Raw genomic sequence first — 21,198 nt, forward strand, 5'->3', positions numbered from 1 at the left:
AAAGTCTTTATTACATTTTCCCTATTTTTGACATTCATTATTTAAAAATTTAATATGAATAGATTTCTTCTGGGATTGACCATTATGGCTTTATCTGTACAAATTTCCGCTCAGGAATTATACATGCCGAGAAATATTAAAAAAGCATACGAAAATGGAACTCGTGATATTTCTGGAGCACCGGGAAAAAACTACTGGCAGAACAAAGGAATTTATAATGTTGAAGTAAAAGTTGATGCTAAAACGAAAATCGTTTCTGGAAAAGAAACAATTATTTACAGCAACAACAGTCCGAATGACTTAGGTGAATTAGCTATACGTTTCGTCAACAATCTGCACAAACCCGAATCTCCAAGATCAGGCTCTGTTTCAAAAGATTTTTTATCCTCAGGTTTAAAAATTAAATCTTTCATGGTTGACGGTTCTATATATAATGTCAACAGCGAAACTTGGGGAACGGTAGAAAAAGTGAAACTTAATAAAGTTTTAAAATCGAAATCAAAAGCTGAGGCAAAAATTGAGTGGGAATATCCTCTGTCTGTACAAGGTGGCCGTGAAGGTCAAATAGATTCTGAGACTTTTTATGTAGCTTATTCTTTCCCGAGAATTTCTGTGTATGACGATTACAACGGTTGGGATATGCTTCCGCACTCCGACAGACAGGAGTTTTACAATGATTTTAATGATTATTCATTTGCGATTTCTGCTCCGAAAAATTTTGTGGTTTGGTCGACAGGTGAATTTCTTAATCCTGAAGAAGTTTTACAGCCGGAATATTTAAACAGATTTAAATCTTCATTAAAAAGTGATAAGGTCATTCATATTGCCAACGAATCAGAAATGAAATCGGGCAAAGTCACCAAAAATAATCAATGGAATGTCTGGAAATTTAAAGCCAATAACATTACAGATTTTTGTTTTGCATTGAGCAATCATTATGTATGGGACGGCTCAAGTGTTCAGCTAAAAACTAAGAGATCAAGCGTTCAGGCAGGTTATAAAGCCGGAGCAAAAGATTTTGAGCATTATGTAGAATGGATGCGTTATAATCTCGACTGGTTTTCAAAAAACTGGCCGGGAGTGGAATATCCTTTTCCTACAATGACGGCAATTCAGGGTTACGCCGATATGGAATATCCGATGATGATCAATGATACAAGTATTCCCGATGATTTGCAGGATGCGAGATTGACTGCAGATCACGAAATAGCACACACTTATTTTCCTTTTTACATGGGAATCAATGAAACCCGTTATGCTTTTATGGATGAAGGTTGGGCAACGACTTTGGAATATTTAATAGGAATTGACGAAAACGGTGAAGAAGCTGCCAAAAAATTCTATCAGAATTTCAGAGTCAAAAAATGGATTAATGATCCTTCTACCGAACAGGATCAACCAATCATTACAATGAGTACGCAGGTAAGTGGAGCCGGTTACGGAAACAATTCTTATGTAAAATCTTCTCTGTCTTATTTAGCATTAAAAGATTATCTGGGAGATGATTTGTTTAAAAAAGCACTGCATCATTACATGGATAACTGGAATGGGAAACATCCGATTCCGTGGGATTATTTTTATTCGATGAATTCAGGATCGGGGAAAAATCTGAATTGGTTTTTTAACAACTGGTTTTATACCAATAATTATATTGATTTAAAAATCACAAACGCAAGTCAGCAGAAAGGTAAATTCATGCTGAAAATTGATAATATCGGAGGTTTTGCAGTTCCTTTTGATGCCGTCGTGACTTATGAAGATCTATCGGTTGAGAAAACTCATTTTACTCCTCAAATATGGGAAAGTGATCAGAGAAAAGCAGTGATTTCTGTTTCAGTAAAAAAGAAAGTGAAGTCTGTTCTTTTAGATGGTGGACTATTTATGGATTACACGCCGGAGGATAATTTGAAAAATTTGTAATATAAAATTCTTTTGGAGCAGGAAAATTTCTATAATTAATGATAGATTTGCAGCGATTAATTCGATAATAATTTAATAATAAAATTTTCAAATGAAAAAACAGACTATTGCATTATTTTGCATAGCCATATTTAGTATTTCATGTGCTCAGAAAAATGATGCACAAGTTGACAGCAAATATACGGAAGACCAAAAAGCTTCTTATTATATAGGTTTGAGTATTGCTCAAAATATGAAAAAAGAAGGTTTCAAGGTAGATGCAGATCTTTTGGCTCAAGCTATCAAAGAAGAGATGGAAGGAAAAAAGAAATTGATGCCCGCGGAAGAAATGAATACCTTCATGCAGAATTTTATGCAGAAGCAAAATGAAAAAAAGCAATCTGCAGCAATGGCACAAGCAGTTGAAAACAAGAAAAAAGGTTTGGAATTTCTTACCAAAAATAAAAGCAACCCAAAAGTGAAAACTACAGCTTCAGGTTTGCAGTATGAGGTTTTGCAGGAAGGTGACGGTAAAACAAAACCAAAAGCAACAGATGTTGTACAGGTGAAATATACCGGAAAATTGATGGACGGAACGGTTTTCGATTCTACAGACAAAAATGGTGGAGCACCAATGGATATTAATCTGGGTAGTGTAATCAGAGGATGGACGGAAGGTATCCAATTGATGAGCAAAGGTTCTAAATACAGATTTTACATCCCTTCAGATTTGGCTTACGGAGATCAAGGAGCAGGAGGTGCAATTCCTGCAGGAGCGACTATCATCTTTGATGTAGAATTAGTAGGTATAAAATAAATTGAATATATTTTTCAAACAATATTAAAAAAAAGAAGCTGAAAAAGCTTCTTTTTTTATGTTTAAAATTCTGTACTTCCTGAAAAATGAAAATAATTCTAAGATTTTGCAAAACCATTTTTGAGAGCAAAAACGGCTAATCCTACTCTTGATTTCAAATCTAATTTTTCACAAAGCTGATCTCTGTAACTTTCCACGGTTCTCGGACTGCAAGCCATTTTCTCAGCAATTTCTTTGTAGCTTAATTCTGTAGCGGTGTAGGTGAGAAATTCTTTTTCTCTTTCAGAAATTTTTACCACCTTCTCATTAATACCATCATTGTTGATATTAGAAAAAATGATTTTTGATGCCCATTCCGGATAGAAAAAACCATCGTCTTTCAGTTTAATAAGAGCTGTTTCGAGATCTCTTGGATGGGTATTTTTCAAAAGATAGCCTTTGGCGCCGTTTTTTATCATTTTGATCACACTGTTGTCATCGCCCTGCATACTTAAAGCCATGACTTTGACATCTGGATGATTTTTTTTCAGCCATAAAACGCTTTCAAATCCATCCATGATGGGCATACTTATATCCATCAGAATAATATCGGGAATTTCATGATTGCTTTGAAATTTATCAATAAGATTCTGTCCGTTTTCTGCAACATAGATCACCTGAAAATCCTGAAAATTATCAATAATTCCTTCCAGAGCTTTTGCGATAAGCAGATGATCATCAACGATTACTATTGTTTTTTTCATGCCTGATTTTTAAATGAAATATTGAGAGAGGTTCCGGAATCTGTTTCACTTGTAAAGCTGAAATCTGCTCCGATTATCTTTGCGCGGTTCTTCATATTCGTCAGTCCGATTCCGTTGCTCAGAGTTTTTGCTGTATCAAAACCAACACCATCATCTTGGATATTCAGTTCCCATAAATTTTGTTCATTAGTTTTAAGTTTAATGAAAATATTTTTGCATTGAGAATGCTTGATGCTGTTTTGAATAAACTCCTGAGTAATTCTGAGAAGCACATTTTTGTGAACAAAATCTAACTCAAGATTTTCCATTTCATGTTCAAAATGAATTTGACATTTTTTTAATGCATTAATGTTATCGACTTCTTCCTCAATTAAAGTTGTAATTTCTTTATGATTGATATTGTCGTCTGTTAGTGTTTTAGATAGACTTCGTAAATCCTGCAGAGATTGATTGATGATTTGTGAAACCTGATCAATTCTTTCACTTACTTCAGGAACTTTATTTTCGTAGAGCATCTGTTGAGTATAAAGGCTGACCAAAGTAAGCTTCTGACCGATATTATCATGAAGTTCACGACCAATTTGCTGCATTGTAGCCTGCTGAATTTCTAATTGAGTAGCAAGAAGTTCTCTTTGATGAATTTCATTTTTAATTTCAATTTCGTTCAGATACTCTTTTTTTCTCAGTCTGTATTTGTTAATATAAATTATAACTGCAATAAGAAACATTGCAAAAAATAAATTGAATAAAATAATTGTTGCTAAGAGTTCCGTTTCCCCCATATAAATGAACTTGCAAATAAAAGATACATGATAATTCCAGATAATCTGAAATATATAAGATAAAGATCCCAAATTTTTCGGTGCTCTAAAAGCTGCAAATAAAATGCCCAAAAAGGAAGTGATCCGATATAAAACAAAGTTACACCAAGATTGATATAAAACATTTTATTTTTAGCAAAATTAAGAATATCATCGGAGTTAATCTGTTTATAGTACTCAATAATTACTAAGAACATGAGGAGAAAACTTCCTACGGTATAATTGAACGAAAAAATGTTTTTATTTTTTATAAAGTATAATTCATTAAGGATAAATGAGAGTGCATAAATCACTGCAAAAATGTAAAATAATTTTTTATTTTTAAATGATTGATATGCATAAAGCCAGAAAAAGAATAAAAATTCTAAAGGAATAACAAAATAATTGAAAAATATCGGATTTGAGAATGAGATAATTTTTTCTCCATATCCTCCAATTATTTCACAGCAGAAGATTACAATCAAAAATATTGAAAAGTAGCGGTAGTGGCTTGCTTTTATACTTTTGTAATACACAATTGATGTTATAGCAGCAATAGCTTCTGCTGCAAATAAGCTGTCAGAAAGTAAATGTAAAAAGTTATACATAATTTTATTAGTAGGACTCGACTATCGGGTTTCCCGGAGGAGTTAATTTTCCATGATTCTGTGCTAAAGCATTTCTTCCAAGTCCACCTATTAATGCCAATGCATTTTCAGGATCTGTTTCAGAATCAGATTCAAAAGGATTAAAATCAAAATTTAGCATTTGTCCACTACCATCTTCCTCTTTTTTTGTAGGAACCATCACCAAAGTATGTCTTTTAGCGTAATCTTCAGGAATAGGATCGGTTGGAGTTTCAGGATAAGCTGCATAATAAAAACGAATTCCCAAATCTTTGTCAGGACATGTAGGATCGATCAAGTGGGCTTGAAGCTCTATTTCTGCAATGAAATTTTTAATGGTTTCAAGGTCAAACCAAATCGAGTGGGCATCTTCAAATCCTAAGTTTTCGGTTATAAACGCCAATTGATTGTTGTGATAATTATCTACTAATTCCTGAATCGTATCACAAGACATTGAACTTGGTGAAATGGATTGATTTTGTCTTTGGCTATTGTCATTTTGTTCTGTTCCCATGATTAGTTTTTTAAAATTAGTTCCACAAATTACTGAAAAAAAATTGTAATACCATATGTGTTTTTCCCCAATGAGAGACACCGTGTTTTTACGGATAGTTTTAAAAATAAAGTAACCGCAAACCAAAGTCTGCGGTTATTTTCTACAAAAATAATTATATATGAAAAAAAACTACTTATTTTTCTGTAGGTCTAAAAACCAAACCTGTTTCCTCAAAATAATCCAGCGTAATTCTATCGCCGTCATTCACGGTTCCTGCAAGGATTTCTTTTGATAATTTATTCAAAACTTCCTGCTGAATCACTCTTTTCAAAGGTCTCGCTCCGAAAACCGGATCGTAACCTTTGTTGGTCAGATAATTCAAAGCATCTTGCGTAGCCGTCATAATGATGTTTCTTTTCAGCAACAAATCATTGAAACCTCTCAACTGATACTGAACGATTTTTCCGATTTCTTTTTTTCTTAAAGGCTGGAATAATACCGTTTCATCAATCCTGTTCAGGAATTCCGGGCGTAGCGTTTGTTTTAATAAATCAAAAACCTGAACTTTTGTTTTGTCCACAATTTCATCCTGATTTTCTTCGGTAATATTCTCAAAATTCTCCTGAATAATGTGCGAACCGAGATTCGAAGTCATAATGATAATCGAATTTTTGAAATTCACGACTCTACCTTTATTATCCGTCAGTCTTCCGTCATCCAAAACTTGCAGCAATGTGTTGAAAACATCTGGATGCGCTTTTTCAATTTCATCCAAAAGCACGACTGAGTAAGGTCTTCTTCTCACGGCTTCCGTCAATTGACCACCTTCATCATACCCAACATATCCTGGAGGAGCACCAACCAATCTCGACACCGAATGACGCTCCTGATATTCACTCATATCAATTCTCGTCATATTGTTTTCATCGTCAAATAAAAACTCAGCTAAAGCTTTTGCAAGTTCGGTTTTACCGACTCCGGTTGTTCCTAAAAATAAGAACGAACCAATCGGTTTTTTCTCGTCGCTTAGTCCTGCTCTGTTTCGTCTAATCGCATCAGCAACCGCTTGAATTGCTTCTTCCTGACCTACCACTCTGTGATGAAGCTCAGTTTCAAGATGTAATAATTTTTCTCTTTCAGATTGGAGCAACTTTGTAACAGGAATTCCTGTCCATTTTCCAATCACTTCTGATATGTTATCTGCGGTTACCTCTTCCTTAATCAATTCATTCTGATGGTTTTGCATCTCCAGTTCGAGTTTCTGCAAAGCATCTTCTTTCTCCTTGATTTTCCCGTACTGAATTTCTGCAACTTTGGCGTAATCTCCAGCTCTTGAGGCTCTCTCAGCTTCCAATTTCAGAGATTCAATATCTTTTTTAATTGACGTTAAATCCTCAGACTTCTGTTTTTCTTTCAGCCATTTTGCATTGATTTCGTTTCTTTCCTCAGAAATTTTCGAAATATCTTCTTTTAAATGGTCGATTTTCGTCTGGCTTCCTTCTCTTGAAATGGCCGCCAATTCAATTTCCATCTGCATCAATTTTCTGTCAAGAACATCGAGTTCTTCTGGTTTCGAATTGATTTCCATCCTCAATTTCGCTGATGCTTCGTCAATCAAATCAATTGCTTTGTCCGGTAAAAACCGGTCTGAAATATACCGCTGAGACATTTCTACCGCCGCAATAATCGCTTCATCTTTGATTCTTACTTTGTGGTGAGCTTCATATTTATCTTTAATTCCACGCAAAATTGAAATCGCGGATTCCGTATCCGGTTCTTCTACCATCACTTTCTGGAAACGTCTTTCTAAGGCTTTATCTTTTTCAAAATATTTTTGATATTCATTCAAAGTTGTCGCACCGATGGCTCTCAATTCTCCTCTAGCCAAAGCAGGTTTCAGGATATTTGCTGCATCCATCGCGCCTTCTCCACCTCCGGCTCCAACCAAAGTGTGGATTTCATCGATGAAAAGAATAATTTGTCCGTCAGATTTTATGACTTCATTTACAACCGATTTCAAACGTTCTTCAAATTCACCTTTGTATTTTGCGCCGGCAATCAAAGCGCCCATATCCAAAGAGTACAAAGTTTTATCCTGCAAATTTTCAGGAATATCACCGCTGATAATTCTGTGTGCGATTCCTTCTGCAATTGCCGTTTTACCAACACCAGGCTCTCCAATTAAAATTGGATTGTTTTTCGTTCTTCTCGAAAGAATCTGCAAAACCCTTCTGATTTCTTCATCACGGCCAATGACCGGATCCAATTTTCCTTCTGCAGCGAGTTCATTAAAGTTTTTCGCATATTTATTTAAAGATTGATACGTCTCTTCCGAACTTGCAGAAGTCGCTTTCGAACCTTTTCTTAATTCTTTGATTCCGCCTTCCAGAAGACTTTTGGTCACACCCATATCTTTCAGGGTTTTTGAAACTTCTGAATTGGTTTCCAAAAGTGACAGCCAAAGGTGCTCGATAGTTACGAATTCATCGCCCATTTTTTTAGCGATGTTCGGTGCATCCAACAAAACTTTGTTGGCTGAATTTGAAAGATAAATATTTCCTCCCTGTACTTTCGGAAGTCTTTCTAAATTTTCTCTGTTTCGCTCTCTTACCAAAGTGGCATCTGCTTCAGATTTCTTGAGTAAAAAAGGCGATATGTTTTCATCGACCTGAAAGATTCCTTCCAGAAGATGTTGAGGTTCTATTTGCTGGTTACCAAATTCCATTGCCACCTGCTGAGCGGCCTGAATGGCTTCCTGTGATTTTACGGTATATTGGTTTAAGTTCATATGATGTGTATTTTGATTCTTTAATTTAAACTTATTTATTTTAAGATTTTAAACATCAGATTTCAGACCATAAGAATCTGATAAGTGCTAATTGTCAAAGCTGATTGTTCTAATTTCTGATGTTCTCAATCTTATTTAATCATTTAATTCGATTAGCTTATCGCAAAAAGTATTCTATTGTTGAATTTATAAATTTTCAAGACAAATTTTCCGAATATTGTATTGTTGGAATTTGTTTTATTGCCAAATTTTCCGATATGTGCTTTTAAATTTAGATTTCAGATGTACATTTTGACCTTTTAATATTTTGAAGCTGTTGAACTGAGATTTAAAACAGAATAATTACTTTTGCACTCAGATCATGGAGCTTAAAGAAAAACAGAAAAAAATATTAGACGTTGCGGTAGAACTTTTCAAAGAGAAAGGTTATATGGGCAGCTCAGTAAGAGACTTGGCAACAAAACTTAATATCAAAGCGGCTTCTTTGTATGCGCACATCCGTTCGAAGGAAGAGATTCTTGAATGGATTTGTTTTGGAATTGCACACGAGTTTTTCGCTCAGCTTCAGGAAATTAAAAACACCAATCTTCCTCCAAAAGAAAAATTAAACCTGTTTATAGACAAACATTTGTCTGTAGTTCTCAAAAACCGTGATGTGACCCACATTTATTCTAATGAGTGGAAGCATTTAGACGGACGGCTTCCTGAGTTTATTGAAATGAGAAAAAACTATCAGCTGGAGGTCGAGCAGTTATTGCTTGAAATCTATAGCGCTGAAAACTGGGAACTGAAATCTCCAACTTTCACCACGAGATTTATTCTTCATACTTTGAACAACTCTTATTTCTGGTTCAAAAGAAATACAGAATCTTCTGTTGACATCAAAGAGGAAATCAGAGATAAAATTCTTTTTGGGCTTTTGGGGAATCATAAATAATAAACTTCTTTGTAATTCTGACGAAGAAAGAATCTATATTTATTTAATTCAAAAAATAAGCATTTGGTTTGTCATTCCGGAGGAATCTCGGTACAAGTATTTTATGTATGTTAGATTCTTTACTACTCTTCTTTAATAATAACAAACTCAACGCAAGATTTGCCTTAATCTCAACCTCAGCAACAATCTAAAACTATTGAAAGTCACTTAAAATCTGACAGAAGCCATAAAAATTTGGTCATGTAGAAAAACTTTATTAATTTTGTTCCTAACAAATGTTAGTTAGTGATGAGGTTTGATGTTGAGTATTTAGAAATTAATGAGTTAAGAAAACTACAATCTGAAAGATTGAAGAATTTAATTATTTATCTTGAAGAGAAGTCAGATTTTTATAAAGGAAAATTTGATGAATTGGGAATTTCCAATCAGGATATCAGGACCATTGAAGATATTTCCAAACTACCTATCACTTACAAACAGGATTTAAGAGATAACTATCCTTTCGGATTATTTACTGTTCCGAAAAATGAACTGCAGAGAATTCACTGTTCAAGCGGAACAACAGGAAAACCGACAGTTGTCGGCTATACTGAAGAAGATGTTGATCTTTTCAGCGAAGTGGTGGCCAGATCATTAAATGCCGCCGGAGCAAAACCGGGAATGCAGTTACATAACGCTTACGGTTACGGAATTTTCACTGGTGGACTCGGACTGCATTACGGTGCAGAAAAATTAGGAATGAGCGTTCTTCCGATTTCAGGAGGAATGACTTCAAGACAGGTTGATCTCATTATCGATTTTCAGCCGGAAGTTCTTTGTTGCTCGCCTTCTTACGCACTAACCATCGCTGATGAATTTGCAAAAAGAGGAATCTCTGCTGACGAAATCAGTTTAAAATATGCCGTTCTAGGTTCAGAACCCTGGACGGAAATTATAAGACATCACATCGAGGAAAGACTGGGCGTTCACGCCACCAATATTTATGGTTTAAGTGAAATTATCGGTCCCGGAGTTTCGATGGAAGATTTTGAGGAGAAAGGTGGATCTTACATTTGGGAAGATCATTTTTATCCTGAAATTTTAGATCCGGTTACCAGAGAACCGCTTCCATACGGTGAAGAAGGTGTGTTGGTGATAACTACTTTAACTAAAAAAGCGATGCCGCTTCTCCGTTACTGGACGAATGATATCACAAGTCTGTACTACGACGAAAATGCCAAACGAACCATGGTTAAAATGAAACCGATTTTGGGTAGGGCGGATGATATGCTGATTGTAAGAGGCGTAAATGTTTACCCAAGTCAGATTGAGGAAGCTTTTTCTCATGTAAAAGGCGTGGTTCCAAATTATTATCTGACGCCAATTGAGAAAGAACAGATGTGTGTGGCACTCGACATCGACGTAGAAATTGATGATGAATTGGTGACCTCAGAAAATTTAAATATAAATTCAGATGAATATCTTATTTTCGCAGGAAATTTTGGGAAAAGCATCGAAAACGAAATAAAAAAGAGAGTAGGAATTACCACGAAAGTGAAAATTCACGCTCAGGACAGCTTACCGAAATGCGAAGGTGGAAAAATTAACAGAATACTAAAGACAAAATGAATTCATTTTATAAATTAAAAACTGTAAAAGTTCAGAAAGATACCAATGATGCGGTGAATGTGGCATTGGAAATTCCTGAGGAGCTGAAGGATAAATTCAGGTTCAAACAGGGGCAGTATCTGAATTTTAAACTGATGGTTAACGGTAATGAAGAGCGCCGTTCTTATTCTATCTGCAATGCGCCGAGCGAAAAAAGCAATACGCTTGAAGTTTTGGTGAAGCTTTTGGAAGGCGGAAGAGTTTCCGGATATTTCAATGAGCATCTGCACATGGATGAGGTTTTGGAAGTGATGCCTCCGATGGGCGGTTTTAATACTTCTTATCATCCGACCAACACAAAAACCTACGTTGGATTGGCTGCAGGAAGCGGAATCAGTCCGATTCTTTCTAATTTGAAGGAAAGTCTTTACCAGGAACCGAATTCCAATGCATATCTTTTCTACAGCAACAGAAGCATGAATCATGTGATGAAAAAAGCTGAGATCGATAAGTTAGTAGAGCAGTTCAACGGTAGACTGAAAGTGGTTTATCTGGTAAGCCGTGAAAAACATGTAGACCCGATTTTTGAGGGAAGAATTTCTCCTGAAAAACTAGATCATTTATTTGAAAGATATACCGATATTGATGTGAAGGAAGCTACTTATTTTATTTGTGGGCCTTCGGAGATGATTAAAGGGATTTCCGATTATTTAAAGAAAGACAAAAAAGTTCCTGCGATTCAGGTTTTGTTTGAATATTTCTCGGCTCCGGACGAAGAAGATTCCGCGGAAATGAGCGATGAATTCAAGGCCATTGCCAATATTGAAAGTATGGTGACGGTGATTATCGATGATGATGAATATTCGTTCCATCTAAATTCAAAAAAAGAGAGTATCTTAGATAAAGCATTGAAAGACAATCTTCCAGTGCCTTTTGCCTGCAAAGGAGGAGTTTGCTGTACGTGTAAAGCGGAAGTTCTCGAAGGAGAAGTCTTCATGGAGAAAAATTTCGCATTAACCGAAGACGAAGTAGCCAGAGGTTTTGTTCTGACTTGCCAGTGTCACCCGACAACAAATGTGGTGATGCTAAATTATGATGTGTAATTAAATTAATGTAACAATATATCAATTTACCAGTGTAACAATCATTGGTACATTGTTAGACTGATACATTGTTAAATTGGAAAAATTATGAACTTAGAAAAATTCGTACAATACGTACACGACGAAAATAAAGTAGAACCGAAAGATGTAATGCCTGATGATTACAGAAAATTATTGGTTCGTCAGATTTCACAGCACGCACATTCTGAGATTGTCGGGATGTTGCCGGAAGCCAATTGGGTTTCAAGAGCACCTTCTTTGAGAAGAAAAATGGCGCTTTTGGCTAAAGTTCAGGATGAAGCAGGTCACGGTTTATACCTTTATTCTGCCACCGAAACTTTAGGAAACGGAACCATCAGAGCCGACAGAGATGCTACCTACGAAGATATGTTGGAAGGAAAAGCAAAATATTCAAGTATCTTCAATTATCCAACTTTAAGCTGGGCAGATATCGGTGCCATCGGTTGGTTGGTTGATGGAGCAGCGATTATGAATCAGGTGATGTTGATGGGGAATTCTTATGGTCCTTACTCAAGAGCGATGGTGAAAATCTGTAAAGAAGAATCTTTCCACCAAAGACAGGGTTACGAGATTTTGATGGCACTTTGCCGTGGTACAAAACAGCAGAAAGAAATGGCTCAGGCTTCGTTAAACCGTTTCTGGTGGCCGGCTTTAATGATGTTTGGTCCGAATGACGACAGTTCGCCCAACTCTAAAATCTCGATGAACTACAGAGTGAAAAGAGAAAGCAACGACAGTCTACGTCAGAGATTTATCGACGTTACGGTTTCTCAGGCTGAATTTTTAGGCTTAACCGTTCCGGATAAAGACTTAAAATGGAACGAGGAAAGACAGCATTACGATTTCGGAGAACTTCCATGGGATGAATTCATGGAAATCTTAAAAGGAAACGGTCCCGCAAACAAAAAAAGACTGCAGACCAAAGTAAAAGCACAGCAGGAGAACCTTTGGGTAAAAGAAGCAGCGAAGGCTTTTGCGGAAAAACAGAAAAAAATTTCAATATAACAATATACCGATGTAAAAATGTAACAATCATTGTCATGCTGAGCTTGTCGAAGCATTTCATTGGTAAACTGGTACATTGATACATTGTTAAATTTAATTTTATTTATGGCAAATTTAGATATGTGGGAAGTGTTTATTCAAACTAAACCGGGATTATCTCACAAACACGTTGGAATTGTACAGGCACCAACAGCAGAAATGGCTTTGCAGAATGCAAGAGACGTTTATACAAGAAGAAAAGAAGGAACTTCTGTTTGGGTAGTTCCAAGTAAATATATTGTGACTTCAGAAGGAATCGACAAAGAAGCTTTCTTTGATCCGGCTGATGACAAATTGTACCGTCACCCGACGTTCTACGACATACCAAACGATGTAAAAAATATGTAATTCATTTGTACAATGTCGGCTGTAAAAAGTACATTGTACTTCCGACATTTACATTTTACAAAAATTAAAAAATGAACCCATTATATAATTATTTATTAAAACTAGCAGATGACAGTTTCATTATGGGACAGCGTCTGTCTGCGTGGTGCGGTGAAGGTCCTTATCTGGAGGAAGATATCGCTTTGACAAACATTGCTTTGGATGAGCTTGGTCAAGCCAACAACTTTTACGTGTACGCTTCGAGAGTCGCCGACAACGGGAAAAGTGAAGATGATTTGGCTTTCCTGAGATACGAGCACGAATATTTGAATGCACACTGGACAGAACTTCCCAACGAAGATTATGCTCAGACCATTTTGAAAGTATATGTTTTCGCAGTGTATCAAAAGTTGATGTATGAAGCTTTGTCGAATTCTACGAATGAAGAACTATCTGCTATCGCTCAGAAATCTCTGAAAGAAGTTAGATATCATTACACGCACGCTGCGTCATGGATGAAAATTTTCGGACACGGAACTGAAGAAAGCAAAATGCGTCTTGAAAGATCCATCGAAAATATCTGGGAATACACCAAAGGTTTATTTGCAAAAACAGAAGGTGAAGATGATTTAATTGCTTTAAACATCGCTCCGAATGTTGATGCCTTGTATGAAGATTTTGTATCAATTACCACCAGAGATTTTGCAGATTTCGGTTTGGAATATCCTGCCAATCCTTTCATGCAGCCAAAATCAAGAACAGGTTATCACACGGAATACTTTGGATTTATCCTTTGCGAATTGCAGTATATGCAGAGAGCATATCCGGGATGTACGTGGTAGTAAAAATGTACCAATATACCAATCTAACAGTCTAGTGATGATTGTTACATTGATACACTGTTAAATTGTTAGATTTGAAATTGAAAAATCCTTTAGAAATATTAGAATTAGTTCCCGATCCGGAAATTCCGGTAATCAATATCGTGGAATTAGGTATTGTAAGAGAAGCGAAAATTACCAGCGAAAATTCTTGTGAAGTGACGATTACGCCAACTTATTCTGCCTGTCCCGCTATGTTTACCATTGAGGAAGATATCATCAAGATCATGAAGGAAAACGGTTGGGATGCAAAAGTGGTCACCAAAATGTTTCCGATCTGGACGACAGACTGGTTGACGGACGAAGCGAGAGAAAAACTCCGTGTCTACGGAATTACGCCTCCCGAAAAAGGAGCCGACGAAAACCACATAGGAAAACCAAAAAAATGTCCACGCTGCGGCTCGATGAATTCAAAACAGATCAGCAGATTCGGATCTACTTTGTGTAAGGCTTCTTACCAATGTTTAGACTGTCTGGAGCCGTTTGATTATTTTAAATGCCATTAAACAATTTGAAAATGTGCTAATTTGAAAATGAGTAAATTAGTAGTGAAATCAGAATTTTCAAATTGACTAATTTTCAAATTAAAAAATTAAAACTATGTACACACAACTCGATATTGAATCGCATTTTGACGGAAAATTAAAAATCGCTTACCTCAATCAGCCTGATACAATGAATGCTTTAACGAAGCCATCTTTGGCAGACCTCAAAGATTTTGTAAAGGAATGCAGTAATGACCCAACAGTAAGATGTGTGGCGATTTCTGGCAGAGGAAGAGCTTTTTGTTCCGGTCAGAATCTTGACGATGCTTTCGTTCAGGGAAATGACCATCACGATGACGATATTATCAGAAGAATTGTGACCGACTATTACAATCCTCTGGTGCTGGAAATTACACGTTGCAAAAAACCTGTCGTTGCTTTGGTCAACGGCCCTGCAGTGGGAGCCGGTGCGATGTTGGCATTGATTTGCGACTTCGTTTTGGCGAATGATAAAGCTTATTTTGCACAAGCATTCTCTAATATCGGATTGATCCCGGATACAGGCGGAACGTATTTCTTACCAAAATTATTAGGAAGGCAATTGGCGAATTATTTAGCATTTACAGGCAAAAAATTATCTGCTGAAGAATCAAAATCTTACGGTTTGGTTGCTGAGGTTTTCACTGAAGAAGAATTTAATTCAAAATCAATGGAAATTTTAGAAAAAGTTTCGAATATGCCGACCATTGGTTTAAAATTAACCAAAAAAGCTTTCGCCGCTTCTTACAATAATTCATTGAAAGATCAATTGGAATTGGAAGGTGATTTGCAACAGGAAGCCGCAGAAACAGAAGATTTTAAAGAAGGGGTGAGTGCTTTTTTGCAAAAGAGAAAACCAGATTATAAAGGAAAATAAAAATTAATATAACAATGTACCAATGTACCAGTTTACCAATGGAATGCTTTGATAAATGTAGCATGACAGAGATTGTTACATTGTTACATTGATAGACTGTTACATTATGACGAATGTAGGAATTATAGGTGCCGGAACGATGGGAATTGGCATCGCACAAGTGGCCGCAACCAACGGATGCAAAATTTGGGTTTATGACGCCAACGCAAAACAGGTAGAAACGGCAACCGTAGGTTTGGAAAAAACATTGACTAAATTGGTGGATAAACAAAAAATTTCAGCAGAAAAAATGGTCGAAATTTTATCTAATATTTCCATTGCTACAGAGTTGAAGGACTTCAAAGATTGCGAACTCGTTATCGAAGCCATCATTGAAAATAAAGAAATCAAAACAAAAGTTTTCACGGAATTAGAGAAACATGTTTCTGACAGCTGTGTGATTGCTTCTAATACATCATCCATTTCCATCACTTCTCTCGGTGCAGAACTGCAAAAACCGGAGCGTTTCATCGGAATTCACTTTTTCAATCCGGCTCCTCTGATGCCTTTGGTTGAAATTATTCCTTCTTTACTCACAGAAAAATCTTTAGCCGAAAAAATGTATAATCTTATGAAAGATTGGGGTAAAGTTCCTGTGATTGCTAAAGATATTCCCGGATTTATTGTCAACAGAATCGCTCGTCCATATTACGGTGAAGCATTAAGAATTGTTGAGGAAAATATCGCAACTCCGGAACAGGTTGATGAAGCGATGAGAACGTTAGGAAATTTCAAAATGGGACCTTTTGAACTGATGGATTTAATTGGTGTTGATGTAAATTTCTCAGTAACAACAACCGTTTTCAAAGATTATTTCTATGATCCGAAATACAAACCATCTTTATTGCAGCAAAGAATGTCTGAAGCAAAACTCCACGGTAGAAAGACAGGAAAAGGCTTCTATGACTACAGTGAAGGAGCTGTAAAACCAACTGCTAAGAAAGACGAATTATTGTATGATGATATCTTTCACAGAATCATAGCAATGCTAATTAACGAAGCTGTAGAGGCTAAAAGATTAGGAATTGCGAGCGATGAAGATCTTGAACTCGCAATGCAGAAAGGTGTAAATTATCCGAAAGGTCTTTTGCAATGGGGAAAAGAACTTGGTTATGATTTAATTTCAGATATATTAGAAAATCTTTATGGAGAATATCAGGAGGAAAGATATAGACAAAGCCCATTATTACATAAATTAAATTAGATAATTTGAAATTGATTATCACATTTTCTCATTTTCAAATTCTCAAATAAAAAATATGAATCCAAGACAGGTTGCAGAATATATGTTCGATCAGGATTATTTTTCCCAATGGATGAATATCAAATTGATCGAAGTCAAAGAAAATTATTGTTTAATAGAAATGCCCATCAAAAAAGATATGATTAATGGGCTTAAAACGGTTCACGGCGGAGTTACGTTTGCTTTTGCAGATTCTGCATTGGCATTTTCTTCCAACAATTCCGGTGATGCCGCGGTAGCATTAAACTGTGTTATCAACTTTACAAAAGCAGGAAGAGAAGGCGATATTTTCAGAGCCGAAAGCATCTTGGTAAATGATACAAGAAAAACAGCGATTTACGACATTAAAATTACCAATCAGAATGATGAATTGGTAGCAAAGTTTGTGGGGACAGTTTATAAAATTGGAAAAAAAGTCGTTGATTTATAATATGAAAAAAATATTAATCATAAGAGCATGTGGTGTTCCTGGAGAAAAAGAGGAATGTGATATTATAAAAAATCAAGCTCAATTATATGGAATAGAAGTTCACGATTATTGTCCTAAAAATAATCACGAGTTATTTGATTCACTTAATAAAGGTATTCAATATGATTATATTTATATAAGTTCTCATGGTGATTCTACCGGTTTTTGTGATTCTGTTGGTGAAATAAATTGTAGCTGGTTTGAATTTGGGGCTGAACTATGTTCTTCAATGTGTATGAATGAAGATTGCGTTATTATGTTATCTTGTTGCAGAGGAGGACTAAACCAAGTTGCTTATGATTTATTTTATAATTGTACAAAAATTTCCTATATCGTTGGTCCAAGACAGAGCTTATACCCTCACGACATGCTGATTAATTTCAACATACTATTATATAACTTAGAACACAGAAGAGTTGATCCTATTATTGCTTGTGAAAAAATACAAAAGGCGACAGATATAAGATTTGTTTGTTTTGATAGATTAGAGACAGAGATGGATACGTCTTACATGCTTTATTTGCAACAGATTGAAGAAATGCAAAAAGAGTTGTTGCTCCAAAGTATTGCTCCAAAGAATGATATAATCACACCAATTGAAGTAATAAATTTTAAAAATCCTAAAAATGAATAGTGTATACATCATAGATTACATCAGAACTCCCATTTCAAAATTAGGCGGAGGATTGTCAGAAGTGAGAGCCGATGATTTGGCAGCAATCGTTTTGAAAGAAATCGTAGCTAGAAACCCTGAAGTTCCTGTTGAGGAAATTGAAGATGTTATTTTCGGATGTGCAAACCAAGCAGGAGAAGATAACAGAAACGTAGCAAGAATGGGACTTTTATTGGCCGGACTTCCGTACAAAATCGGAGGTGAAACGGTGAACAGACTATGCGCTTCAGGAATGTCGGCGGTGGCAAATGCTTTCCGTTCGATCGCTTCCGGAGAAGGCGAAATTTACATTGCAGGTGGCGTTGAGCACATGACGCGTTCACCTTATGTGATGTCAAAACCAAGTACGGCTTTCGGGAGAGACAGTCAGATGTTTGACACTACTTTCGGATGGAGATTTGTGAATCCCAAAATGAAAGAAATGTACGGTGTAGATACGATGGGAGACACCGCTGAAAATTTGGCAGAAATGCACAACATCAGCCGTGAAGATCAGGACAAATTTGCCCTTTGGTCTCAACAAAAAGCGACTAAAGCTCAGGAGAGCGGAAGACTGGCGGAAGAAATTGTAAAAGTTGAAATTCCGCAAAGAAAAGGCGATGTGAAAATTTTCGATAAAGACGAATTTATCAAGCCGACCTCTTCTATAGAAGGATTAGGAAAACTTCGTCCGGCTTTCAGAAAAGACGGCGGAACAGTTACGGCTGGAAATGCTTCTGGAATGAACGACGGAGCGGCAGCTTTAATTTTAGTAAGCGAAGAAGCGGTAAAAAAATATGGTTTAAAACCAAAAGCTAAGATCTTAGGATCATCAGTTGCTGGTGTCGAGCCAAGAATCATGGGAATCGGACCTGTTGAAGCGACTCAAAAACTATTGAAAAGATTAGATCTTTCATTGGACGACATGGATGTGATCGAATTAAACGAAGCTTTTGCTGCTCAATCTCTGGCGGTAACCAGAAGTTTAGGTTTAAAAGATGATGATTCAAGAGTAAATCCGAACGGAGGCGCAATTGCTATCGGTCATCCACTTGGAGTTTCCGGAGCAAGAATTATCGGTTCTGCAGCTTTGGAACTTCAGAAACAAAATAAAAAATATGCGTTGTGTACGCTTTGTATCGGTGTCGGTCAGGGTTATGCGATGGTGATTGAAAAAGTATAATTTTAATAATGTAGCACTTTATCAATGTAACAGTGTAACAATATTGAAGAGTGATTTTCAAATTGTTACATTGGTAAACTAATACATTGATACATCGTTAGATTTAAATTTTAATTAAAAATTTATGAATATCTACTCATATCACGGAATTCGTCCAATAATAAAACCTTCTGCTTACGTTCATCCACAGGCGGTGATCATTGGAAATGTGGAAATCGGCGAAGAGGTTTATGTCGGTCCCAATGCGGTGATTCGTGGCGACTGGGGTAAAATTATTGTGAAAGACGGTGCTAATGTTCAGGAAAACTGTACGCTTCACGTTTTTCCGGGGATTGAAACCATTTTGGAAGAATCTGCACACATCGGTCACGGAGCGATTATTCATTCCGGACATATCGGTAGAAACTGTTTGGTTGGAATGAATACTGTTGTTATGGACAAAGCCATTATCGGCGAGGAGTGCATCATCGGTGCATTGGCTTTTGTTCCTGCAAATTTCAGATGTGATGCGAGAAAATTGATCGTTGGAAGTCCGGCAAAAATTATCCGTGATGTTTCTGATGAAATGATTAAATGGAAAACGGAAGGAACAAAATTGTATCAGGAATTGGCGAGAGAAGGGAAGGATGCGATTCAACTGTGTGAACCTTTTACGGAATATGTTCAGCAAATTCCTACGAAGGTTGTTGATTATGGGATTTGGGATGATGTGAAATAATTTTTACCACTCAATTTAAATATGATTAATAAACTCCTCTTTTTCGCCGCCATTTTATTCACATTCCAATTCACGGTTTCTGCCCAGAATGGAACTGTAAAACCATTGACGATTGGGGAAATCAGAACATTAAAATCTGGAATCTTAAAAGAAGAAAGAACTCTGAATATTTATCTTCCGCAGAATTTCGACAAAACAAAATCCTATCCTATCATTTATCTTTTGGATGGAAGTATGAATGAAGATTTTATTCATGTAACAGGGTTGGTGCAGTTCTTTAATCAGATGTACGCAATGCCGGAAACGATTGTGGTAGGAATTGCAAATGTAGACAGAAAAAGAGACTTCACTTTTCATACGGATTTAAAAGATTTACAGAAAGATTATCCTACAACAGGACATTCAGACAAGTTTATTGGCTTTCTTGAAAAAGAATTAAAACCGTATATCGAAAATCAGTTTAAAACTGACACAACCTATATATTCGGACAGTCTTTGGGTGGACTTTTAGCAACAGAAATTCTGCTAAAAAAACCTGAAATGTTCAATAACTATTTTATCATTAGTCCGAGTTTGTGGTGGGATGATGAAAGTCTTCTGAAGCAGTCTCCGCAACTATTAGCGAAAATTAAGGATACCAAAAAATTTGTCTACGTTTCTGTCGGAAAAGGAGAGCATAAAGTGATGGTAAAAGATGCCGAAGATTTCTATACTGTTCTTCAGAATTCAAACAAGAAAAACTGGAAGGTAGAATATAAAATGATGGATTTAGACAATCACGCAACGATTCTTCACAGAAGTTTGTATGAAGGTTTGGTGAAATTGTTTCCGTATCAGGAAATAAAATAATTTCATGTTTTATGAAGAATAATGAAATTAAATACATTGAAAATTTAGAAAATTTACAGGAACTTCTTGATGAACTTCCTGACTTTAAATATCAGAAAGAATTAACTGAGAAGCTTGATGCTAAAAAAGATGATTTCACATACGAAACGATTCTGGAAATTGTTCTTTGGAAGACAAACAGATTTCCAGAAATTAATGATGATTTAATTTTAAAAATTAATGAGTTAAGAAAAGGTTATAATGAAAACTTATCTGACTATATTTTAATGCAATTATTAGATTCCAGAGGTTTTGATCTACCTATGGCTTCAACATTTTTACGATTTATTAGTCCAAATTATTTTCAGATTATTGATCAAAGAGTTTATAGAATTTTATACGGACAAAATTTAAAAATTCCTTTCAGTAAACCCAAGAAGATTCAATTGTATAAGAAGTATCTTACTGATTTAAAAGAATCTTGTATTACCTACAATATTCCTTTTTCTGAATCTGACAGAATTCTTTATTTGTTGGATAAGCATCCAAAAGTGAATAAAGAAGCTAAAATTAAATATTAAAATATAAAATATTTT

Annotated in this window: 22 protein-coding genes; 17 read left to right on the forward strand and 5 right to left on the reverse strand. The window is 35.9% G+C overall.

The features are described from left to right. Positions 1 to 54 precede the first annotated feature (54 nt). Positions 55 to 1,920, forward strand: a complete 1,866-nt coding sequence (locus NZ698_RS18135) for a M1 family metallopeptidase (protein ID WP_263004660.1) — start codon at positions 55 to 57, stop codon at positions 1,918 to 1,920. Positions 1,921 to 2,011: 91 nt separating this feature from the next. After that, positions 2,012 to 2,716 carry a BamJ family beta-barrel-assembly machinery protein gene (bamJ, locus tag NZ698_RS18140; RefSeq protein ID WP_263004661.1) on the forward strand — a complete coding sequence of 235 codons (705 nt, stop codon included), beginning with the start codon at positions 2,012 to 2,014 and terminating at the stop codon, positions 2,714 to 2,716. 98 nt (positions 2,717 to 2,814) lie between these two features. Here bamJ and NZ698_RS18145 read toward each other — a convergent pair whose 3' ends face one another. The 5 genes from NZ698_RS18145 to clpB all read right to left on the reverse strand — a co-directional run bounded on the left by NZ698_RS18145 (position 2,815) and on the right by clpB (position 8,169). After that, a complete protein-coding gene (locus NZ698_RS18145) occupies positions 2,815 to 3,459 on the reverse strand; it encodes a response regulator transcription factor (RefSeq protein ID WP_263004662.1) in 645 nt (214 codons plus the stop codon). Next, on the reverse strand, positions 3,456 to 4,241 hold the full coding sequence (locus tag NZ698_RS18150; protein ID WP_263004663.1) for a sensor histidine kinase: 786 nt from the start codon (positions 4,239 to 4,241) through the stop codon (positions 3,456 to 3,458). Before NZ698_RS18150 ends, NZ698_RS18145 begins: the two co-directional genes overlap by 4 nt. Beyond that, on the reverse strand, positions 4,220 to 4,867 hold the full coding sequence (locus NZ698_RS18155; RefSeq protein WP_263004664.1) for a hypothetical protein: 648 nt from the start codon (positions 4,865 to 4,867) through the stop codon (positions 4,220 to 4,222). Before NZ698_RS18155 ends, NZ698_RS18150 begins: the two co-directional genes overlap by 22 nt. Before the next feature lie 7 nt (positions 4,868 to 4,874). Then, on the reverse strand, positions 4,875 to 5,399 hold the full coding sequence (locus NZ698_RS18160) for a hypothetical protein (protein ID WP_263004665.1): 525 nt from the start codon (positions 5,397 to 5,399) through the stop codon (positions 4,875 to 4,877). Positions 5,400 to 5,574: 175 nt separating this feature from the next. Continuing rightward, a complete protein-coding gene (gene clpB / locus NZ698_RS18165; RefSeq protein WP_263004666.1) occupies positions 5,575 to 8,169 on the reverse strand; it encodes an ATP-dependent chaperone ClpB in 2,595 nt (864 codons plus the stop codon). 361 nt (positions 8,170 to 8,530) lie between these two features. Between clpB and NZ698_RS18170 the strand changes: the two genes are divergently transcribed. The 15 genes from NZ698_RS18170 (at position 8,531) to NZ698_RS18240 (ending at position 21,183) form a co-directional block, all read left to right on the forward strand. Further along, positions 8,531 to 9,106 (forward strand): TetR/AcrR family transcriptional regulator, encoded by a 576-nt coding sequence (locus NZ698_RS18170; RefSeq protein WP_263004667.1) that lies wholly within the window; start codon positions 8,531 to 8,533, stop codon positions 9,104 to 9,106. Between the two features lie 288 nt (positions 9,107 to 9,394). Then, complete coding sequence (locus tag NZ698_RS18175) at positions 9,395 to 10,714, forward strand: phenylacetate--CoA ligase family protein (RefSeq protein WP_263004720.1); 1,320 nt, start codon at positions 9,395 to 9,397, stop codon at positions 10,712 to 10,714. After that, positions 10,711 to 11,796, forward strand: a complete 1,086-nt coding sequence (locus tag NZ698_RS18180; RefSeq protein WP_263004668.1) for a 2Fe-2S iron-sulfur cluster-binding protein — start codon at positions 10,711 to 10,713, stop codon at positions 11,794 to 11,796. The genes NZ698_RS18175 and NZ698_RS18180 overlap by 4 nt, the downstream gene beginning before the upstream one ends. Before the next feature lie 87 nt (positions 11,797 to 11,883). Further along, entirely contained in the window at positions 11,884 to 12,822 is a 939-nt protein-coding gene (gene paaA, locus NZ698_RS18185; protein ID WP_263004669.1) for a 1,2-phenylacetyl-CoA epoxidase subunit PaaA, read from the forward strand. A 105-nt stretch (positions 12,823 to 12,927) separates the two neighbouring features. Then, positions 12,928 to 13,209: a 1,2-phenylacetyl-CoA epoxidase subunit PaaB gene (paaB, locus tag NZ698_RS18190; protein ID WP_034679196.1), complete on the forward strand. Its 282-nt coding sequence runs from the start codon at positions 12,928 to 12,930 to the stop codon at positions 13,207 to 13,209. Between the two features lie 71 nt (positions 13,210 to 13,280). Further along, positions 13,281 to 14,030, forward strand: coding sequence for a 1,2-phenylacetyl-CoA epoxidase subunit PaaC (paaC, locus tag NZ698_RS18195; protein WP_263004670.1), 750 nt, complete (start codon positions 13,281 to 13,283; stop codon positions 14,028 to 14,030). Between the two features lie 80 nt (positions 14,031 to 14,110). Beyond that, positions 14,111 to 14,575 (forward strand): 1,2-phenylacetyl-CoA epoxidase subunit PaaD, encoded by a 465-nt coding sequence (gene paaD / locus NZ698_RS18200; RefSeq protein ID WP_263004671.1) that lies wholly within the window; start codon positions 14,111 to 14,113, stop codon positions 14,573 to 14,575. Between the two features lie 94 nt (positions 14,576 to 14,669). Further along, positions 14,670 to 15,470 carry an enoyl-CoA hydratase/isomerase family protein gene (locus tag NZ698_RS18205; RefSeq protein ID WP_263004672.1) on the forward strand — a complete coding sequence of 267 codons (801 nt, stop codon included), beginning with the start codon at positions 14,670 to 14,672 and terminating at the stop codon, positions 15,468 to 15,470. A gap of 106 nt (positions 15,471 to 15,576) precedes the next feature. Next, the gene (locus NZ698_RS18210) at positions 15,577 to 16,713 is read left to right on the forward strand and encodes a 3-hydroxyacyl-CoA dehydrogenase NAD-binding domain-containing protein (RefSeq protein WP_263004721.1); all 1,137 of its coding nucleotides are present in this window, start codon (positions 15,577 to 15,579) and stop codon (positions 16,711 to 16,713) included. 55 nt (positions 16,714 to 16,768) lie between these two features. Continuing rightward, positions 16,769 to 17,182 carry a PaaI family thioesterase gene (locus tag NZ698_RS18215; protein WP_263004673.1) on the forward strand — a complete coding sequence of 138 codons (414 nt, stop codon included), beginning with the start codon at positions 16,769 to 16,771 and terminating at the stop codon, positions 17,180 to 17,182. Position 17,183: 1 nt separating this feature from the next. Then, on the forward strand, positions 17,184 to 17,855 hold the full coding sequence (locus NZ698_RS18220) for a hypothetical protein (RefSeq protein ID WP_263004674.1): 672 nt from the start codon (positions 17,184 to 17,186) through the stop codon (positions 17,853 to 17,855). After that, positions 17,848 to 19,056: a 3-oxoadipyl-CoA thiolase gene (gene pcaF / locus NZ698_RS18225; protein WP_263004675.1), complete on the forward strand. Its 1,209-nt coding sequence runs from the start codon at positions 17,848 to 17,850 to the stop codon at positions 19,054 to 19,056. Before NZ698_RS18220 ends, pcaF begins: the two co-directional genes overlap by 8 nt. Before the next feature lie 124 nt (positions 19,057 to 19,180). Then, the gene (locus tag NZ698_RS18230; RefSeq protein ID WP_263004676.1) at positions 19,181 to 19,774 is read left to right on the forward strand and encodes an acyltransferase; all 594 of its coding nucleotides are present in this window, start codon (positions 19,181 to 19,183) and stop codon (positions 19,772 to 19,774) included. A gap of 21 nt (positions 19,775 to 19,795) precedes the next feature. Beyond that, positions 19,796 to 20,623: an alpha/beta hydrolase gene (locus tag NZ698_RS18235; RefSeq protein ID WP_263004677.1), complete on the forward strand. Its 828-nt coding sequence runs from the start codon at positions 19,796 to 19,798 to the stop codon at positions 20,621 to 20,623. Between the two features lie 11 nt (positions 20,624 to 20,634). Beyond that, positions 20,635 to 21,183 carry a hypothetical protein gene (locus NZ698_RS18240; protein ID WP_263004678.1) on the forward strand — a complete coding sequence of 183 codons (549 nt, stop codon included), beginning with the start codon at positions 20,635 to 20,637 and terminating at the stop codon, positions 21,181 to 21,183. Positions 21,184 to 21,198 lie beyond the last annotated feature (15 nt).

The organism is Chryseobacterium edaphi, assembly GCF_025628985.1.
Lineage (GTDB): Bacteria > Bacteroidota > Bacteroidia > Flavobacteriales > Weeksellaceae > Chryseobacterium > Chryseobacterium edaphi.

Bases quoted from the DNA above. Each gene is read 5' to 3' on its own strand.
- NZ698_RS18150 (WP_263004663.1), bottom strand. From the start codon at position 4,241: ATGGGGGAAACGGAACTCTTAGCAACAATTATTTTATTCAATTTATTT.
- paaA (WP_263004669.1), top strand. From the start codon at position 11,884: ATGAACTTAGAAAAATTCGTACAATACGTACACGACGAAAATAAAGTA.
- NZ698_RS18155 (WP_263004664.1), bottom strand. From the start codon at position 4,867: ATGTATAACTTTTTACATTTACTTTCTGACAGCTTATTTGCAGCAGAA.
- NZ698_RS18220 (WP_263004674.1), top strand. From the start codon at position 17,184: ATGAAAAAAATATTAATCATAAGAGCATGTGGTGTTCCTGGAGAAAAA.
- paaB (WP_034679196.1), top strand. From the start codon at position 12,928: ATGGCAAATTTAGATATGTGGGAAGTGTTTATTCAAACTAAACCGGGA.
- NZ698_RS18240 (WP_263004678.1), top strand. From the start codon at position 20,635: ATGAAGAATAATGAAATTAAATACATTGAAAATTTAGAAAATTTACAG.
- paaC (WP_263004670.1), top strand. From the start codon at position 13,281: ATGAACCCATTATATAATTATTTATTAAAACTAGCAGATGACAGTTTC.
- NZ698_RS18145 (WP_263004662.1), bottom strand. From the start codon at position 3,459: ATGAAAAAAACAATAGTAATCGTTGATGATCATCTGCTTATCGCAAAA.
- NZ698_RS18175 (WP_263004720.1), top strand. From the start codon at position 9,395: ATGAGGTTTGATGTTGAGTATTTAGAAATTAATGAGTTAAGAAAACTA.
- NZ698_RS18205 (WP_263004672.1), top strand. From the start codon at position 14,670: ATGTACACACAACTCGATATTGAATCGCATTTTGACGGAAAATTAAAA.
- NZ698_RS18170 (WP_263004667.1), top strand. From the start codon at position 8,531: ATGGAGCTTAAAGAAAAACAGAAAAAAATATTAGACGTTGCGGTAGAA.
- NZ698_RS18180 (WP_263004668.1), top strand. From the start codon at position 10,711: ATGAATTCATTTTATAAATTAAAAACTGTAAAAGTTCAGAAAGATACC.
- NZ698_RS18235 (WP_263004677.1), top strand. From the start codon at position 19,796: ATGATTAATAAACTCCTCTTTTTCGCCGCCATTTTATTCACATTCCAA.
- NZ698_RS18215 (WP_263004673.1), top strand. From the start codon at position 16,769: ATGAATCCAAGACAGGTTGCAGAATATATGTTCGATCAGGATTATTTT.
- pcaF (WP_263004675.1), top strand. From the start codon at position 17,848: ATGAATAGTGTATACATCATAGATTACATCAGAACTCCCATTTCAAAA.
- NZ698_RS18210 (WP_263004721.1), top strand. From the start codon at position 15,577: ATGACGAATGTAGGAATTATAGGTGCCGGAACGATGGGAATTGGCATC.
- NZ698_RS18230 (WP_263004676.1), top strand. From the start codon at position 19,181: ATGAATATCTACTCATATCACGGAATTCGTCCAATAATAAAACCTTCT.
- clpB (WP_263004666.1), bottom strand. From the start codon at position 8,169: ATGAACTTAAACCAATATACCGTAAAATCACAGGAAGCCATTCAGGCC.
- NZ698_RS18135 (WP_263004660.1), top strand. From the start codon at position 55: ATGAATAGATTTCTTCTGGGATTGACCATTATGGCTTTATCTGTACAA.
- bamJ (WP_263004661.1), top strand. From the start codon at position 2,012: ATGAAAAAACAGACTATTGCATTATTTTGCATAGCCATATTTAGTATT.
- NZ698_RS18160 (WP_263004665.1), bottom strand. From the start codon at position 5,399: ATGGGAACAGAACAAAATGACAATAGCCAAAGACAAAATCAATCCATT.